The organism is Pantoea sp. GM_Pan_3 (assembly GCF_026541045.1).
In the GTDB taxonomy this organism is placed as follows: Bacteria; Pseudomonadota; Gammaproteobacteria; order Enterobacterales; family Enterobacteriaceae; genus Pantoea; species Pantoea anthophila.
In genome coordinates this window covers 189412-204606 of sequence record NZ_JALNVA010000008.1, presented here as the reverse complement: position 1 = coordinate 204606, position 15195 = coordinate 189412, and the positions used below count along the sequence as shown (strand labels likewise).

At 56.1% G+C, this 15195-nt stretch carries 12 protein-coding genes and 6 tRNA genes; 11 read left to right on the top strand and 7 right to left on the bottom strand.

Annotation, left to right across the window (positions count from 1 at the left end):
• Nucleotides 1-87: 87 nt before the first annotated feature.
• Nucleotides 88-612: a GNAT family N-acetyltransferase gene (locus OXR04_RS19965; RefSeq protein WP_267372644.1), complete on the bottom strand. Its 525-nt coding sequence runs from the start codon at nucleotides 610-612 to the stop codon at nucleotides 88-90.
• Between the two features lie 278 nt (nucleotides 613-890).
• On the opposite strand from OXR04_RS19965, the gene OXR04_RS19960 reads away from it, so the two are divergent.
• Together OXR04_RS19960 and OXR04_RS19955 are read left to right on the top strand one after the other, a co-directional pair.
• The gene (locus OXR04_RS19960) at nucleotides 891-2561 is read left to right on the top strand and encodes a sensor histidine kinase (RefSeq protein WP_276047298.1); all 1671 of its coding nucleotides are present in this window, start codon (nucleotides 891-893) and stop codon (nucleotides 2559-2561) included.
• On the top strand, nucleotides 2558-3286 hold the full coding sequence (locus OXR04_RS19955; RefSeq protein ID WP_009088880.1) for a LytTR family DNA-binding domain-containing protein: 729 nt from the start codon (nucleotides 2558-2560) through the stop codon (nucleotides 3284-3286). The genes OXR04_RS19960 and OXR04_RS19955 overlap by 4 nt, the downstream gene beginning before the upstream one ends.
• A gap of 123 nt (nucleotides 3287-3409) precedes the next feature.
• On the opposite strand, the gene glk is transcribed toward OXR04_RS19955, so the two are convergent.
• Nucleotides 3410-4375: a glucokinase gene (gene glk, locus OXR04_RS19950; RefSeq protein ID WP_009088878.1), complete on the bottom strand. Its 966-nt coding sequence runs from the start codon at nucleotides 4373-4375 to the stop codon at nucleotides 3410-3412.
• A gap of 160 nt (nucleotides 4376-4535) precedes the next feature.
• Entirely contained in the window at nucleotides 4536-6188 is a 1653-nt protein-coding gene (gene ipdC, locus OXR04_RS19945; protein WP_267372642.1) for an indolepyruvate decarboxylase, read from the bottom strand.
• A 219-nt stretch (nucleotides 6189-6407) separates the two neighbouring features.
• On the opposite strand from ipdC, the gene mgrA reads away from it, so the two are divergent.
• The gene (mgrA, locus tag OXR04_RS19940) at nucleotides 6408-7397 is read left to right on the top strand and encodes an L-glyceraldehyde 3-phosphate reductase (protein WP_150028918.1); all 990 of its coding nucleotides are present in this window, start codon (nucleotides 6408-6410) and stop codon (nucleotides 7395-7397) included.
• 170 nt (nucleotides 7398-7567) lie between these two features.
• Complete coding sequence (locus tag OXR04_RS19935) at nucleotides 7568-7972, top strand: DUF2502 domain-containing protein (RefSeq protein ID WP_267372641.1); 405 nt, start codon at nucleotides 7568-7570, stop codon at nucleotides 7970-7972.
• 45 nt (nucleotides 7973-8017) lie between these two features.
• Here OXR04_RS19935 and OXR04_RS19930 read toward each other — a convergent pair whose 3' ends face one another.
• The gene (locus tag OXR04_RS19930) at nucleotides 8018-9259 is read right to left on the bottom strand and encodes an Nramp family divalent metal transporter (RefSeq protein WP_009088870.1); all 1242 of its coding nucleotides are present in this window, start codon (nucleotides 9257-9259) and stop codon (nucleotides 8018-8020) included.
• A gap of 369 nt (nucleotides 9260-9628) precedes the next feature.
• Here OXR04_RS19930 and OXR04_RS19925 point away from each other — a divergent pair, with 369 nt between their 5' ends.
• Nucleotides 9629-10819: a NupC/NupG family nucleoside CNT transporter gene (locus OXR04_RS19925; protein ID WP_009088868.1), complete on the top strand. Its 1191-nt coding sequence runs from the start codon at nucleotides 9629-9631 to the stop codon at nucleotides 10817-10819.
• A gap of 281 nt (nucleotides 10820-11100) precedes the next feature.
• Here OXR04_RS19925 and OXR04_RS19920 read toward each other — a convergent pair.
• Together OXR04_RS19920 and OXR04_RS19915 are read right to left on the bottom strand one after the other, a co-directional pair.
• Nucleotides 11101-11176: transfer RNA gene (locus tag OXR04_RS19920), tRNA-Ala, on the bottom strand.
• A 44-nt stretch (nucleotides 11177-11220) separates the two neighbouring features.
• Nucleotides 11221-11296 (bottom strand) — tRNA-Ala (locus OXR04_RS19915).
• A 360-nt stretch (nucleotides 11297-11656) separates the two neighbouring features.
• On the opposite strand from OXR04_RS19915, the gene OXR04_RS19910 reads away from it, so the two are divergent.
• A complete protein-coding gene (locus OXR04_RS19910) occupies nucleotides 11657-12445 on the top strand; it encodes a formate/nitrite transporter family protein (RefSeq protein WP_009088865.1) in 789 nt (262 codons plus the stop codon).
• Between the two features lie 111 nt (nucleotides 12446-12556).
• Entirely contained in the window at nucleotides 12557-12910 is a 354-nt protein-coding gene (locus OXR04_RS19905; protein ID WP_009088863.1) for a YfeC-like transcriptional regulator, read from the top strand.
• A gap of 35 nt (nucleotides 12911-12945) precedes the next feature.
• Here OXR04_RS19905 and gltX read toward each other — a convergent pair whose 3' ends face one another.
• The gene (gene gltX / locus OXR04_RS19900; RefSeq protein WP_058958166.1) at nucleotides 12946-14361 is read right to left on the bottom strand and encodes a glutamate--tRNA ligase; all 1416 of its coding nucleotides are present in this window, start codon (nucleotides 14359-14361) and stop codon (nucleotides 12946-12948) included.
• 271 nt (nucleotides 14362-14632) lie between these two features.
• Between gltX and OXR04_RS19895 the strand changes: the two genes are divergently transcribed.
• The 4 genes from OXR04_RS19895 to OXR04_RS19880 all read left to right on the top strand — a co-directional run bounded on the left by OXR04_RS19895 (nucleotide 14633) and on the right by OXR04_RS19880 (nucleotide 15014).
• Nucleotides 14633-14708: transfer RNA gene (locus OXR04_RS19895), tRNA-Val, on the top strand.
• 40 nt (nucleotides 14709-14748) lie between these two features.
• Nucleotides 14749-14824, top strand: a tRNA-Val gene (locus OXR04_RS19890).
• A gap of 34 nt (nucleotides 14825-14858) precedes the next feature.
• Nucleotides 14859-14934, top strand: a tRNA-Val gene (locus OXR04_RS19885).
• 4 nt (nucleotides 14935-14938) lie between these two features.
• Nucleotides 14939-15014: transfer RNA gene (locus OXR04_RS19880), tRNA-Lys, on the top strand.
• The last annotated feature ends 181 nt before the right edge of the window (nucleotides 15015-15195 follow it).

The following is a 15195-nucleotide window of genomic DNA, read 5'->3' as shown; positions in this document are numbered from 1 at the left end:
CCGTCCGAGCGACGCGGGTCACTGCGGTGACCCGTTATGAACATAACGTGGTGAGGATCATTTTGTCGAGCATGGCAGAAAATATTTTTATTGCTGCGGATTCAGTCGTCCCAGCAGCCAGTCGTTCACCCAACAGCCGTTCAGCAGATAATTATCCCGCAGCGTCCCCTCCAGCTGAAAACCGTTCTTCTCCAGAATACGGCGCGAGGCCAAGTTACCTTCTACCACCAGCGCCTTAAGTTTATGGAAATCAGCCTCCAGTAAAAACTGGCACAGGGCCGCCAGCGCCTCGCTGCCATATCCCTGACCGCAGTAGCGATGCAGCAGCATGTAGCCCACTTCTGCCTGCCGATGCGGCTCCCACTCCGGGCTGCAGCCAAACAGGCCAATCGGCTCCCCGTTATCCCGCCGCCGCGCAACCAGACAGAGCATATGAAAGCTCCCGGGCTGCCAGGGGGCCAGACGCGACGTGAAACGCTGGCGGATATCCGCCTCATCAGGGATTTCACTCACCCAGGCCATGGTGTCGCGATCTTCATGGACGGCGCGAAACAGCTGCCAGTCTTCTGGCTGTAGTCGGGTGAGGGTTAAACGGGTGGTGACAAGTTGCATCTGCTGCTCCCGGGTGATGCGGTTTACCGGCGATCGCTGGCACGCGTTAGCGCGCAACATAGCAAAACGGCCTTCCAGCGACCAGCGTTAACCGGCGGGAAATCTGTTCCCCTTTATTGCGCTCAGGCTTTCCTCTTTTAGCTGCATTCCCTTAAAAATTGACCTGCAGCAGGAATGCCCGGCACGATTCACCAGGAGGCTGGCGGTTCGCGATCACATTTTTTATCATAGGGTCACTTTCCCTTGCCGACGAGCCGCCTGTGCCCTCCCACTTCACGATGTTGCTGGCCGTTTTTGACCGCGCCGCCCTGATGCTGATCTGCCTGTTTTTCCTGACGCGCACCCGTCCATTTCGTCAGCTGCTGCAGAAAGATGAACACACCCGCGCAGAGAAGATAGCGGTCACCGCAATCTTCTCCCTGTTTGCCCTGTTCAGCACCTGGTCGGGGGTCAATGTGGATGGGTCGCTGCTGAACGTGCGGGTGATCGCCGTGATGGCGGGTGGCATTTTGTTTGGTCCCTGGGTCGGTATCGCCACCGGCATCATCGCCGGCCTGCACCGTTTTCTGATCGATATCCACGGCGTGACCTCAGTTCCCTGTCTGATTACCAGCATCATTGCCGGTATTGTGGCGGGTGGCATTAACCGGCGGGTCCTGAAAGAGCATCGCTGGCGTGCCGGTATCGTCGGCGGGATGCTGTGTGAAGCCCTGACGATGGTGCTGATTGTCTTGTGGGCGCGCCCCACATCGCTCGGCCTGGCGATAGTGTCCGAAATCGCCCTGCCGATGATCCTCGGCGCCTCCAGCATCGGCCTGATTGTGTTGCTGGTGCAGAGCGTTGAAGGGGAAAAAGAGGCGATTGCCGCGCGTCAGGCCAAGCTGGCGCTGGAGATCGCCAATAAAACGCTGCCGCTGTTTCGTCAGGTTAACAGCGACTCACTGCGCAACATCTGTGACATTATCCGGCGGGAAATCAAAGCCGATGCGGTGGCGATGACCGATAAAAAGCAGATTCTGGCCTATGTTGGCTATGGCGAACATAACTATCAGCACGGGGATGACGGTATCAGTCCTACCACCGCGCAGTCGATCGCCAGCGGTAAAATTATCATCAAAAACAATGATGAAGCCCATCGCACCAAAGACATTCACTCCATGATTGTGATTCCGCTGTGGGAAAAGGGCAAGGTCACCGGCACGCTGAAAATCTACTACCGTCGTGCGCATCGTATTACCGGCTCGCTGAAAGAGATGGCGATCGGTCTGTCACAGATTATCTCTACGCAGCTGGAGGTGTCGCGCGCCGAGCAGCTGCGCGAAATGGCCAATAAAGCGGAACTGCGCGCGCTGCAAAGCAAAATAAATCCCCATTTTCTGTTTAATGCCCTGAACGCGATCTCCTCCTCCATCCGGCTCAATCCCGATACCGCCCGCCAGCTGGTGATTAACCTGTCGCGCTATCTGCGCTACAACCTGGAGCTGAACGACGATGAGCTGATCGACATCCGCAAAGAGCTGTGGCAGGTCAAAGATTACATCGCCATAGAGCAGGCGCGGTTTGGCGACAAGCTGACGATGATTTATGACGTCGATGAAGATCTGCACTTTCTGCTGCCCAGCCTGCTGATTCAGCCGCTGGTGGAGAATGCCATTGTGCATGGTATCCAGCCCTGTAAAGGCAAAGGCGTGGTGACGCTGAGCGTGCGGGATCAGGGCGACCAGGTGCGGATTTCGGTGCGGGATACCGGCAAGGGGATCAGCGAGGAGGTGATGGCCCGGGTGGCGCGCAACGACATGCCCGGCAATAAAATCGGCCTGCTCAACGTGCATCACCGGGTGAAACTGCTGTCGGGTCAGGGATTGTGCATTGTGCGGCATGAGCCGGGCACGGAAATCTCTTTTACGCTCAGTAAAAACGGCCAGCGGCTGGCGGAGAATCTGTTATGAAAGCCATTATTGTGGAAGATGAATTCCTGGCGCAGCAGGAGCTGAGCTGGATGATCCAGCATCACAGCAAAATCGAAATTGAAGCCTGCTTTGATGATGGCCTCGACGTGCTGAAGTATCTGCAACAGCATCGGGTGGATGTGATCTTTCTCGACATCAACATTCCTTCACTGGATGGCATGCTGCTGGCGCAGAACATCCATCAGTTTGCCCACAAGCCGCTGATTGTCTTCATTACCGCCTGGAAAGAGCATGCGGTGGAGGCGTTTGAGCTGGAGGCGTTTGACTACATTCTCAAGCCCTATCAGGAATCACGGATTGTCACCATGCTGAACAAGCTTGAAGCCACGGCACAGGCGCAGCAGGCGGTCAGCCACCTCAGTGCCACACCCGCCCCGCAGACGGTCAATCTGGTCAAAGATGAGCGCATCATCGTCACGGACGTGAATGATATTTACTACGTTGAGGCACATGAGAAGCTGACGTTCGTCTACACCCGGCGTGAATCCTATGTGATGTCGATGAACATTACCGAGTTCTGTTCCCGCCTGCCGGAACAGCAGTTTTTCCGCTGCCATCGCTCTTACTGCGTCAGCCTGAATAAAATTCGCGAAATCGAACCCTGGTTTAACAATACCTATCTGCTGAAACTGCGCGATCTGGAGTTTCAGGTGCCGGTCAGCCGCAGCAAGGTCAAGCTGTTTCGACAGTTAATGCGGCTCTGACGCCGGGGAAAAGCGTGTCCGGGAAGGGAGTCGTAAAGCGGATAAGGCGTGCCTGAGCCCGCCCCGATCAAGCCGGGAACCCGCTCGTGCCCAGTCAGATGCCGTGCACGAGCGGAAGCCGGATCAGATTTCGCGACCCAGGGTCTGACGCAGATGCGCGCCCGCGCCCAGCAGGCCAGGCTGATCGTGCGTAATCATATAGACCGGAATGCTGGCCACATAGTCGCGGAAACGCCCTTTGTCTTCGAAGGCGGCGCGGAACCCGGACGCCTTAAAGAACTCCAGGAAGCGAGGCACGATGCCCCCTGCGATGTAAACGCCCCCGAAGGTACCAAGATTCAGCGCCAGATTGCCGCCAAAACGGCCCATGATGACGCAGAACATCGACAGCGCACGACGGCAGTCGGTGCAGCTGTCATCCAGCGCACGCTGGCTGACATCTTTCGGCTTCAGGTTTTCCGGCACGCGCTTGTCCACTTTAACAATCGCACGATAGAGGTTAACCAGACCGGCACCCGACAAAACGCGCTCGGCGGAAACATGGCCGAGCTCTTCGCGCAGCACTTCCAGAATCTGATCTTCTTCTTCGCTGTTGGCCGCCAGATCGACATGGCCGCCCTCGCCCGGCAGGCTTACCCAGCGCTTGTCCACATGCACCAGATGGCTGACGCCTAACCCGGTACCGGCACCATAAATCGCGATAGGTTTATCTTTTACCGGTTCAGTTCCGCCGAACTGAATCACGTTGTCAGCGGTCAACATCGGGATCGCCATTGAGACGGCCGTGAAGTCGTTAATGATTTCCAGGTGTTCAAAACCGATGTTCTCTTTGAGCTTGCGCGTCGAAAACGCCCAGTCATGGTTGGTCATTTCAACCCAGTCATCGGTAATCGGGCAGGCAATGGCAATACAGCCATCTTTAACATCCTGCTGTTGTTCATCAAGATAGTGGCGGATGACAGCTTCGAGGCTGTCGTAGTCTGATGTTGAGAATGTTTTGGCCTGGGAGATGCTGCCGCTTTCCACCTCACACAGGGCGAGGCGCGCGTTAGTCCCGCCGACATCGCCGACCAAGGCATAGGTTGTCATTCTTCTGTTGCTCCGCTTGGGGTCTTAAGAGTTGGAGGACACTATAAAATTCTGCCCATAAAACAACAACGCTCACCGGTGCGATTGGTGAGCGTCTTACTCAGGTGTGCTACAGCCTAACCGCGATAGTCAACCCTGCACAGCGGCAACTATCTGAATCTTAGCCGCCGTTGCGTTGATTCAGGCAGGCCGTGACTTTTCGTAACAGCGGCGGCAGATCGTCTTTCGGCATCACCACCTCAACCAGCGACACCCATTGAGGCCGTGAGAGCCGCGCCATCACCTCGTTTAACTGCACCGTTTCACTGATGCGCCAGCTCTGTGCCTGGCCCTGCAGGCTGAAAGCGTGCGGTAAGGCGGTCCAGTTCCACTGTGCAATATCATTATAACGTTGAGTTGCACCGTGAATCGCTCTTTCGACGGTATAACCTTCATTATTCAGCAGAAAGATAATCAGCGACTGCTGGTCACGCAGCATTGAGCCCAGTTCCTGAATGGTCAGCTGCGCCGAGCCGTCACCGATGATCAGGATAACCCGGCGATCCGGCGCGGCCGTCTGCGCGCCAAAGGCTGCCGGGAGAGTATAGCCGATTGAACCCCACAATGGCTGCACCACCAGCTGTGCCTGTGAAGGCAGTCGCAGGGCTGCTGCACCAAAGGCTGCCGTCCCCTGTTCGGCCAGAATCAGGTCGCCGGGTTGCAGGAATGACTGCATGGCCTGCCAGAACGCCTGCTGACTGATGATCGCCGCTGGCGCTTCGGGCTGCGCGACGGTGAGCGTGTCACCACTCTGCCACTGCTGCCCATATTGGGCGAACAGCGACTGGAGCTCGCTTAACGCATCGGCCATCGACAGCGGGGCAAACTGTTCCGAGCCTGCGCGGGCGCTGTGCGGCTGCAGGTCAATACATTTCTCTGGGGCGAACTGCTGCGTGAAGCCCGCGGTGATCGTATCGGTAAAACGGACGCCGACGCAGATCGCCACGTCCACCTGCTCAATCTGTTCACGCACCTGTCCGGCGCTCGCCTCACCGGCATAGGTGCCGACGTAACCCGGCTGCTGTTCATCCAGTACGCCTTTACCCATCAGCAGCGTGGCGCAGGGTATCGCACGCTGTTCACGCAGCGCGGCCAGTGCCGCCTGCTGCTGCCAGCGCAGCGCAAGGAAATCTGCCAGCAGTGACACGCGCTGCGCCGAAGCCAGCATCCGCTCCGCCGCAGCACGGAAAGCACGGCGGACGTCGGGCGAAGAGGTTTGCCGGATAATCAGCGGCCGGGCGGGCGGCGGGACTTCCGTCGCCGCGACGTCAACCGCCAGCGAGAGATAACCCGGACGACGAGCCTGCAGCGCATCGGTTATCACCCGGTCAATCTCAGCCGTGGCATTGTCCGCGGTAAGCCGGGCGGTTGCGGCGCTCACCTCCCCGGCCATGCGAATAAAATGCTGAAAATCGCCATCGCCCAGCGAATGGTGAACGCAGTCACCCTGCGACTGTGCGCCTGTCGCAGGCGCACCCACGATGTGGATGACCGGCAGATATTCAGCATAGCTGCCTGCGACGCCGTTGATTGCGCTCAGCTCGCCGACACCAAAGGTGGTCAGTAGTGCCCCTGCGCCGTTGCAGCGTGCATAACCATCTGCCGCATAGGCTGCGTTAAGTTCATTGGCGCACCCCACCCAGCTGAGAGTGGGATGGGCAATGACCCGATCAAGAAACTGGAGGTTATAGTCGCCCGGCACACCAAACAGATGCTCTATACCAATCTCCTGCAGACGGCTTAGCAGGTAATCGCCAACGGTAAATGTAGACATCGCGCATTCCTTTCAGGGAAGAGTCGGCTTAAATATCTGACAGCCGTTGAAATTAGCGAGAAAAGGGGTGGCTTTCAGCCGCCGCAATGTGCGGAAAGCGGGCGTTACGCTGGCGGAATATTCTGTAAAATTGCGAACTGGTGCGCATTGCCACTAAGTGTAACCGTATACACTGATAGACTTTTGGCACATCTTCCCGTTTTTACTCAGGAGCGCTGAATGTCCTCTTTCCCCCATCCCGACCGTTATCAGCAGATGGAATACCGGCGCAGCGGCCGCAGCGGCATTAAGCTGCCCGCCATTTCGCTGGGGCTGTGGCATAACTTTGGTGACAGCACCCGCGTCGATAACAGCCGTGAACTGCTGCGCCATGCCTTTGACCGTGGCATTACGCATTTCGACTTAGCGAATAACTATGGTCCGCCACCCGGCTCGGCAGAGGAGAACTTCGGCCGGCTTCTGCGGGAAGATTTTCGGGCGCATCGCGATGAGCTGATTATCTCCACTAAAGCGGGTTACACCATGTGGCAGGGGCCTTATGGCGACTGGGGATCGCGTAAGTATCTGGTCGCCAGTCTGGACCAGAGCCTGAAACGAATGGGACTGGAGTATGTGGATATTTTCTATCATCACCGCCCCGATCCGGACACCCCGCTGGAGGAGACAATGCGCGCGCTGGATCATGTGGTGCGTCAGGGCAAAGCGCTCTACGCCGCCCTCTCGAACTATCCGGCCGGACTCGCGGCTGACGCGATAGCGATTTTGCGCGATCTCGGCACGCCCTGTCTGATCCACCAGCCGCGCTATTCGATGTTTGAACGCACACCGGAGCAGGGACTTATTCAGACGCTGGGCGAGGCGGGCGTCGGCTGTATCGCCTTTTCCCCGCTGGCGGGTGGCGTCCTCACCGATCGCTATCTGCAGGGCATCCCGGCCGATTCACGTGTGGCCAGCGGCAGCCGCTTCCTGGATGAGAACCAGCTGACGGAGGAGAAAATGGCGCGGGTGCGCAGGCTGAATACCCTGGCGCAGCAGCGCGGGCAGAAGCTGGCGCAGATGGCGCTGGCGTGGGTGCTGCGCGATGAGCGCGTCACCTCGGTACTGATTGGTGCCAGTAAAACGGCGCAGATTGATGATGCCGTGGCGATGCTGGCCCGCCGTGAATTCAGCGACGATGAGCTGGCAGCCATTGACGCGGCCCTGATGTGATCCCTGCCCTGCCCGGTGCTGACCGGGCAGTTTCAGGGCCAGAATTGTCTCAATCCCCTTTCTCTCCCCAATTTCCTCACAATCTTCCGACACAATGATAGGGTAACAACAGCAATCCGCAGGCACAGACTGCGCCGCAACAGCATCAGACTGTTGATGAGGAGAAAAAAATGAAAAGAGCCCTGATATTTGCTGCCCTGCTGGCCCTGTTGTCGCCACTGGCACACCAGACCGCCCAGGCCTCTGGAGCCTCAATTACATTGGCCCCCGGCGTAACCCTGAACCTGGGTGACCGCGATCGCCGTGGCTACTACTGGGATGGCGGTCGCTGGCGTGAACCGCGCTGGTGGAACGATCGTTATTCTTATAATGAACGCCGCTGGTGGCGCCACGAAGAGTGGCGGCGTCATCAGCAGTGGGAGCGTGAACGTCGCTGGCATGAGCGCGACCGTAAGCGTCGCTGGGAACATCAGCATCGCCGCGATCGTGACTGGGATCATCATGACCGTCGTGGTCCGGGGCCGCATGGGTTCGGGCCTCACGGACCGGGCCCGCACGGCCACGATCGTCACTAAACAAAACGCCCGGCATAACCGGGCGTTTTTTGTCAGTCAGGCGCGTTACAGCCCCAGCGCCTCTCCCACCAGCAAATAGAGGTTCAGCGTAATCACCAGCAGCACAATCAGGCGGCCGGTGTTCTGCATCAGGCGGGAGTTAACCATATCCTCCCCCATCAGCTCGCGATTGCCGGTAAAAGCCAGCAGCGGGATCAGCGCCAGTGCAATTCCGAAACTCAGCAGCACCTGACTCATCACCAGAACCCGGGTTGGGTCCCAGCCTGCCGCGATGACAATAAACGAGGGCAGCATGGTGATGGTGCGGCGTAACCAGAGCGGAATATGGAAGCGGATAAAGCCCTGCATCACCACCTGTCCCGCCAGGGTGCCCACCACGGTCGAGGATAATCCCGCGGCGACCAGACTCAGACCGAAGACCGTCGCCGCTGCCTGACCCAGCAGCGGTTGCAGCGTCAGGTAGGCCTGATCGAGTTCCGCAATTTTACTGTGACCGCTGAAGTGAAAGGCGGCTGCCGCAGTCGCCATCATCGCCAGATTGACGAATCCGGCAATCGTCATCGCAATGGCCACGTCCAGCTTGGTCGAGGAGTAACGCTGACTTTTGCTGTCCTCACTTTTACCCTGCGTCAGGGCTGAGTGCAGATAGATAACGTGCGGCATGATGGTGGCGCCCAGCACACCGGCCGCCAGGAAGACGGCATCGGATGTCGGCAGCGCGGGCAGTGCCATCCCGGTCACCAGCTCTTTGACGTCAGGCTGAGAGAAGAAGAGTTCGACGATATAGGCCGCCGCCACAAACAGCAGCAGTCCTCCTATCACCAGCTCCAGCGGCTTTTGCCCCCGGCTCTGCAGCATCAGGATCAGGAACGTGGCGACACCGGTCAACACTGCGCCCTGCATCAGCGAGATGCCGAGCAGCAGTTTGAACCCCAGCGCGGCCCCGATAAACTCCGCCAGGTCGGTCGCCATCGCGATAATTTCCGCCTGCACCCAGTAGAACCAGACGGCGGGCCGGGGAAAACGATCGCGGATATGTTCAGCGAGGTTTTTACCCGTGGCGATACCCAGCTTGGCGGACATCAGCTGGATCAGCATGGCCATGACGTTTGCCCACACCACGACCCACAGCAGCTTATAGCCGTAAGCGGCGCCCGCCTGAATATTGGTCGCAAAGTTGCCCGGATCGATATAGCCGATAGCGGCGATAAAGGCGGGCCCCAGCAGTGCGAGTTTGACTTTTCTGACTCCGCGAGCGGCGCGCTCGGCGGTACGACTTTCAAACATATCCGGTACCCTGTCTGAACATGTGCCTGCCCCGGCAGCTTAGGGGTTGGCATGAGCAAGTGAAATTCGTTTATTGTTATCGGTGTAATAGATACTGCTATAAAGTATAGCCATTGCTATACATTACAGTAAAGGAAGTGACTGCTAAAAATGTGAGCAAGCATGTCACTTTACGCTCTGTGTAAAATATAGACAATAATTATGTGGTTATAAGAGGTAAATGATTTGTAAACAGGACGTGATCACGGAAACTTTTCTGGAAAATATAGCGATAGCGAATACTTATATTGTGGTTCAGATCTCGTTTTTAAGTAACGCGTTACATAGAATACGCAGCAAAATACAATCCTCCTCAAATTTGGAGCAACTATGTCCCATATTTTGCAGTTTATTCTGGCACTGGTGGTGGTCGGGATACTCTCCCTGCTGGTCAGTCACGATCGTAAAAGCATTCGCATCCGCTACATCATACAGCTACTTGTGATTGAAATAGTCCTCGCCTGGTTCTTCCTGAACTCAGAAGCGGGACTGGGCTTCGTTAAAGGTTTCGCAGGCTTCTTTGACCATCTGCTGAAGTATGCTGCCCAGGGAACCAACTTTGTCTTTGGCAACATGAACGACAAAGGTCTGGCCTTCTTCTTCCTGAACGTCCTCTGCCCTATCGTCTTTATCTCTGCGCTGATCGGCATTCTGCAGCATTTCCGTATCCTGCCGTGGGTGATTCGCGGTATCGGCACCGTGCTGTCGAAAGTGAACGGCATGGGAAAACTGGAATCTTTCAACGCCGTGAGTTCTCTGATTCTGGGACAGTCAGAAAACTTCATTGCCTATAAAGATATCCTCGGCAAAATGTCTAACCGCCGCATGTACACCATGGCAGCAACCGCGATGTCGACCGTCTCGATGTCTATCGTCGGTGCCTACATGACCATGCTGCAGCCAAAGTATGTGGTCGCGGCGCTGGTGCTCAACATGTTCAGCACCTTCATTGTGCTGTCGCTGATTAACCCTTATCGCGTTGAGAACGAAGAAGACCTCCAGTTGCAGGATCTGCACAAGGGTCAGAGCTTCTTTGAGATGCTGGGTGAATATATTCTGGCGGGGTTCCGCGTCGCGATTATCGTTGCGGCCATGCTGATTGGTTTTATCGCGCTGATTTCAGGCCTGAATGCGCTGTTTGACCTCATCTTCGGCGTCACCTTCCAGGGCGTGCTTGGCTTTGTCTTCTATCCGTTTGCGTGGATGATGGGCGTGCCGTCCGGTGAAGCGTTGCAGGTTGGCAGTATCATGGCGACCAAGCTGGTTTCCAATGAGTTTGTTGCCATGATGGATCTGCAGAAAATTGCGGGTCAGCTGTCGCCAAACTCAGAAGGTATCCTGTCGGTGTTCCTGGTGTCGTTTGCTAACTTCTCATCCATCGGCATCGTGGCCGGTGCGATTAAAGGGCTGAACGAAGAACAGGGCAACGTGGTCTCCCGCTTTGGCCTGAAGCTGCTGTACGGCTCTACGCTGGTCAGCGTGCTCTCCGCCGCTATCGCCGGGCTGGTGCTGGCGTTTTAAGTTTCAGAGGGCGAGCCGGTCTCGCCCTTCTCTTCTGCTTTACCCTTCTCTTCCCTGCATCGCTTTAACTTATCCCCTTCGCTCCCCTTCCGACTGCCTGCTCAGGCCTGTTCTCTTCGTTTAACCGCCGTGCAGAGGCAGCAGCATGGCGCAGAACAACCCTGATGGCGGAAAGCGTTAACGAGGGCAAAGCGGGAGAAACAGCAACAGAAAGTGAGACTCGCAGAAAAGGCGAAGAATACGTACTACAGAAAGGATGTTGACAGCGATGTGTCAGAAAATGGTGGAGATAAGCGGGATCGAACCGCTGACCTCTTGCATGCCATGCAAGCGCTCTCCCAGCTGAGCTATACCCCCACATCTGGAATCATTTTTCAGTACCAAACTTTTGGGAAGAAGTTTGGTGGAGCTAAGCGGGATCGAACCGCTGACCTCCTGCATGCCATGCAGGCGCTCTCCCAGCTGAGCTATAGCCCCGAACCGAAAAACTGTCGTGTTAAGCGACGGACGGCATAATATGAAACCGCCCCCGGGGTGTCAACGGCAAAATCACATTCTCGGTTTGATCGCTGAAAAAGGCGGCAACCTGCGAAGTTTCAGCAGCATGGCGCAGCGGAAAACCGTGACGCTGACCTCATACGGGGACAACGGCTGTTATTTACCCTGAGGTCAGGTTAATTCATGGTTAAATATGTTATAGGAATTTTCTTGTCTTCATCTTTTACGCATGCAAAACTTAGCCCGCTAATTTAGCGGATGCCGGGACCCTCTCCCGCGCGCCGCGCGTCCACCAGGCGTTTATCGTCCCATTATTCATAAAAAAACTACTGAGATACTATGTCGCTGCATACACCTAAAGAAATCGCACAACTGGCGATCCAGGCAGGCGTGGCTAAAAGCCGTGTGCCTGTCAGCATCCTTCTGATTCTCGGCTTTTTGGCGGGCGCGTTTATCGCGACCGGCTTCCTGCTGGATCTTCATGTCATTAACTCCCTGCCTGCAGACTGGGGCTCCTTTGGCGGCCTGCTCGGTGCAGCCGTTTTCCCGGTCGGGTTGATTCTGACAGTGCTGGCCGGTGGTGAGCTGCTGACCGGTAATATGATGACCCTGCCTGTCGCCTGGTTCGCCCGCCGCATCAGCTTTATGAGCGTGGCGCGCAACTGGTTCTGGGTAACCCTGGCTAACTTCCTCGGCAGCGTAGCTGTCGCCTGGTTCTTTGGCCACATCCTGGGCATGACCGAAGGCGATTATCTGAAGAAGACCGTAGCCATCGCCTCGGCAAAAGTTCACGCCGATTTCCTGCACGCCTTTATTTCCGGCATCGGCTGCAACTGGCTGGTCTGCCTGGCAGTCTGGCTGGCGTTTGCCAGTAAAGATGTGGTGGGCAAAATCTTTGGCATGTGGTTCCCGATCATGGCGTTTGTGGCCATCGGCTTCCAGCACGTCGTCGCGAACATGTTCATTATTCCGGCCGCCATTTTTGCCGGTCAGCTGAGCTGGGCGGAATACTTCCCCAACTTCGTTGCCGTCTTCGCAGGCAATGCCGTAGGGGGCGCCGTCTTCGTCGGCCTGGCCTACTTCCTTGCCTTCCGTCCTGCCGCTGAACCTGCCAGCAACCCGCAATAATCCTCTTTTGCCTTTTGTCGAGCGACAAAAGGCAATTTCTGCTTCAGTTACTTTCACGCGTTAGGTTTTGCTGTAATATGTACCGCTAATGTATTTAACAGGGATAGCATCGTGAAAAAGGAATGGCTTACTCCCGAAGAGCTGGCTGCAGAAACGGGTTACAGTCGGCAAACGGTGAATAAATGGATTAAGCGTGAGAACTGGACGACGACACCGAAGCCCGGTGTGCAAGGCGGCAAAGCGCGTCTCATCCATATTGATGAGCGTGTGAAAAGTTTTATTCAGTCTACCCGCAATCTCCACGAACCGGTGGCAACCTACGGTGCCGCAGCCAATTCGTTACCTGCGTTATTAATAAGTTCCGTCCAGCAAATGAGTCAGGAAGAGCAGGATCAGTTCACTGCGTTAATCTTACGTGAAGGGATAAAAGGCGTTCTGCAGCGACTGGGCATCAGCCAGGAGTAAAGAAACCGGAAGCGTGATGCTTCCGGCTGTGTGAATTAAGCCTGCGCTTCCCGCTCACTGATAAAGGCCAGAGCCTGCTCAATGCGCGCCACGCTGCGGCTGCGGCCAATCGCCTCCACGGTGACATCCAGACCCGGAGACTGACCAGCACCGGTCACCGCAACACGCAGCGGCATGCCGACTTTGCCCATCCCGACTTCCAGCTCATCTGCCGTACTCTGAATAGCCTGATGCACGTTTTCAGCGTTCCACTCAGCGATTGCGGCCAGCTTATCGCGCACCACTTCCAGCGGCTGACGCGCCACCGGACGAAGATGTTTCTTCGCGGCATCCGCATCAAATTCGGCAAAGTCTTCATAGAAGTAGCGGCACGATTCCGCCATCTCTTTCAGCGTCTTGCAGCGTTCGCCCAGCAGGCCAACCAGCTTCGCCAGTTCCGGGCCGGTGCGGGTATCAATGTTCTGCTGTTCAATATGCCACTGCAGATGGGTCGCCACATATTCAGGCGGCAGCGCGTTAATGTAGTGATGGTTCAGCCACTGCAGTTTCTCGGTGTTGAACGCACTGGCAGACTTGCTGACCGCATCCAGGGTAAACAGCTCGGTCATTTCAGCTACGCTGAAAATTTCCTGATCGCCGTGTGACCAGCCAAGACGCACCAGGTAGTTCAGCAGCGCTTCCGGCAGGTAGCCATCATCACGATACTGCATAACCCCTACCGCACCGTGACGTTTAGAGAGTTTTTTACCGTCATCGCCCAGGATCATCGAAACGTGCGCATAGACCGGAACCTGTGCACCAATCGCTTTAAGGATGTTGATCTGGCGTGGCGTGTTGTTGATGTGATCTTCACCGCGAATAACGTGGGTGATACCCATATCCCAGTCATCCACGACGACGCAGAAGTTGTAAGTTGGCGACCCGTCGGTGCGACGGATGATCAAGTCATCCAGCTCCTGGTTGCTGAACTCAATCGGGCCACGGATCTGGTCGTCAAAGATGACCGAGCCTTCCTGCGGATTGCGGAAGCGCACGACGCAGGGCTCATCATCGGCATGATGTTCATGGCTGTCACGGCAGCGGCCGTCATAACGCGGCTTTTCATTATTGGCCATCTGCGCTTCACGCAGCGCTTCCAGACGCTCTTTAGAGCAGTAGCATTTATAGGCGGTGCCCGCTTCCAGCATTTCATCAATGACCGCGTTGTAGCGATCAAAACGTTTAGTCTGGTAGTAAGGGCCTTCATTCCAGTCGAGGCTCAGCCAGTTCATCCCATCCATGATGGCTTCAATGGCTTCCGGCGTGGAGCGCTCCAGATCGGTGTCTTCGATGCGCAGCACAAACTCGCCCTGGTTGTGACGGGCAAAAAGCCAGGAGTAAAGTGCGGTACGAGCGCCACCGACATGTAAGTAGCCGGTCGGGCTGGGCGCGAAGCGTGTTTTGATTTTCATTGAGCATTGCCTTAGATGCGCGGGTTCGTTGTCTGGATGACAAAAAACAGGTTAGACGCGAAAAACAGTGGGCACATTCTAGCATCTGCCCATGAATCCTCAATGGATGCCGGCCGGTTGCCGGCCGCGAAAAGGCGCTTTTCTGCCAGTAAAACCAGCATATTGGCTAAAAGCGCGACAGGATGTTTAAAAATAAACCGAACGAACATTTATGTTTTAAAAAGCGTTGACTCAAAATCAACTATCCCTATAATGCGACTCCACACAGCGGGGGTGATTAGCTCAGTTGGTAGAGCATCTCCCTTACAAGGAGGGGGTCGGCGGTTCGAACCCGTCATCACCCACCACTCTTAACAGGGTGCCCGCAGTGAACAGGTATGAAGATATGGGTGATTAGCTCAGTTGGTAGAGCATCTCCCTTACAAGGAGGGGGTCGGCGGTTCGAACCCGTCATCACCCACCATATCTTGCCTGTTAGCACTACTGAAGTACGAAGTGGGTGATTAGCTCAGTTGGTAGAGCATCTCCCTTACAAGGAGGGGGTCGGCGGTTCGAACCCGTCATCACCCACCACTTCGGGTCGTTAGCTCAGTTGGTAGAGCAGTTGACTTTTAATCAATTGGTCGCAGGTTCGAATCCTGCACGACCCACCAATTCAGAGAAAAGCGCCTTTCAGGCGCTTTTTTCGTTTCTGCCGCACAGTCATTCCCGTGCAGGATGAGAACCTGCTGCAGGTTCGACTGAATCGCCAGGCGCTTTTTTCGTTTCTGCCCCCCTTCACTTATTCTGGCTGCCTGAGTACCACGTTTATTTTACTGCGCCAGGCTCAGCCTG

Coding starts and splice junctions, on each gene's coding strand:
- OXR04_RS19965 (WP_267372644.1), bottom strand. CDS start 612: ATGCAACTTGTCACCACCCGTTTAACCCTCACCCGACTACAGCCAGAA.
- OXR04_RS19960 (WP_276047298.1), top strand. CDS start 891: ATGTTGCTGGCCGTTTTTGACCGCGCCGCCCTGATGCTGATCTGCCTG.
- OXR04_RS19955 (WP_009088880.1), top strand. CDS start 2,558: ATGAAAGCCATTATTGTGGAAGATGAATTCCTGGCGCAGCAGGAGCTG.
- glk (WP_009088878.1), bottom strand. CDS start 4,375: ATGACAACCTATGCCTTGGTCGGCGATGTCGGCGGGACTAACGCGCGC.
- ipdC (WP_267372642.1), bottom strand. CDS start 6,188: ATGTCTACATTTACCGTTGGCGATTACCTGCTAAGCCGTCTGCAGGAG.
- mgrA (WP_150028918.1), top strand. CDS start 6,408: ATGTCCTCTTTCCCCCATCCCGACCGTTATCAGCAGATGGAATACCGG.
- OXR04_RS19935 (WP_267372641.1), top strand. CDS start 7,568: ATGAAAAGAGCCCTGATATTTGCTGCCCTGCTGGCCCTGTTGTCGCCA.
- OXR04_RS19930 (WP_009088870.1), bottom strand. CDS start 9,259: ATGTTTGAAAGTCGTACCGCCGAGCGCGCCGCTCGCGGAGTCAGAAAA.
- OXR04_RS19925 (WP_009088868.1), top strand. CDS start 9,629: ATGTCCCATATTTTGCAGTTTATTCTGGCACTGGTGGTGGTCGGGATA.
- OXR04_RS19910 (WP_009088865.1), top strand. CDS start 11,657: ATGTCGCTGCATACACCTAAAGAAATCGCACAACTGGCGATCCAGGCA.
- gltX (WP_058958166.1), bottom strand. CDS start 14,361: ATGAAAATCAAAACACGCTTCGCGCCCAGCCCGACCGGCTACTTACAT.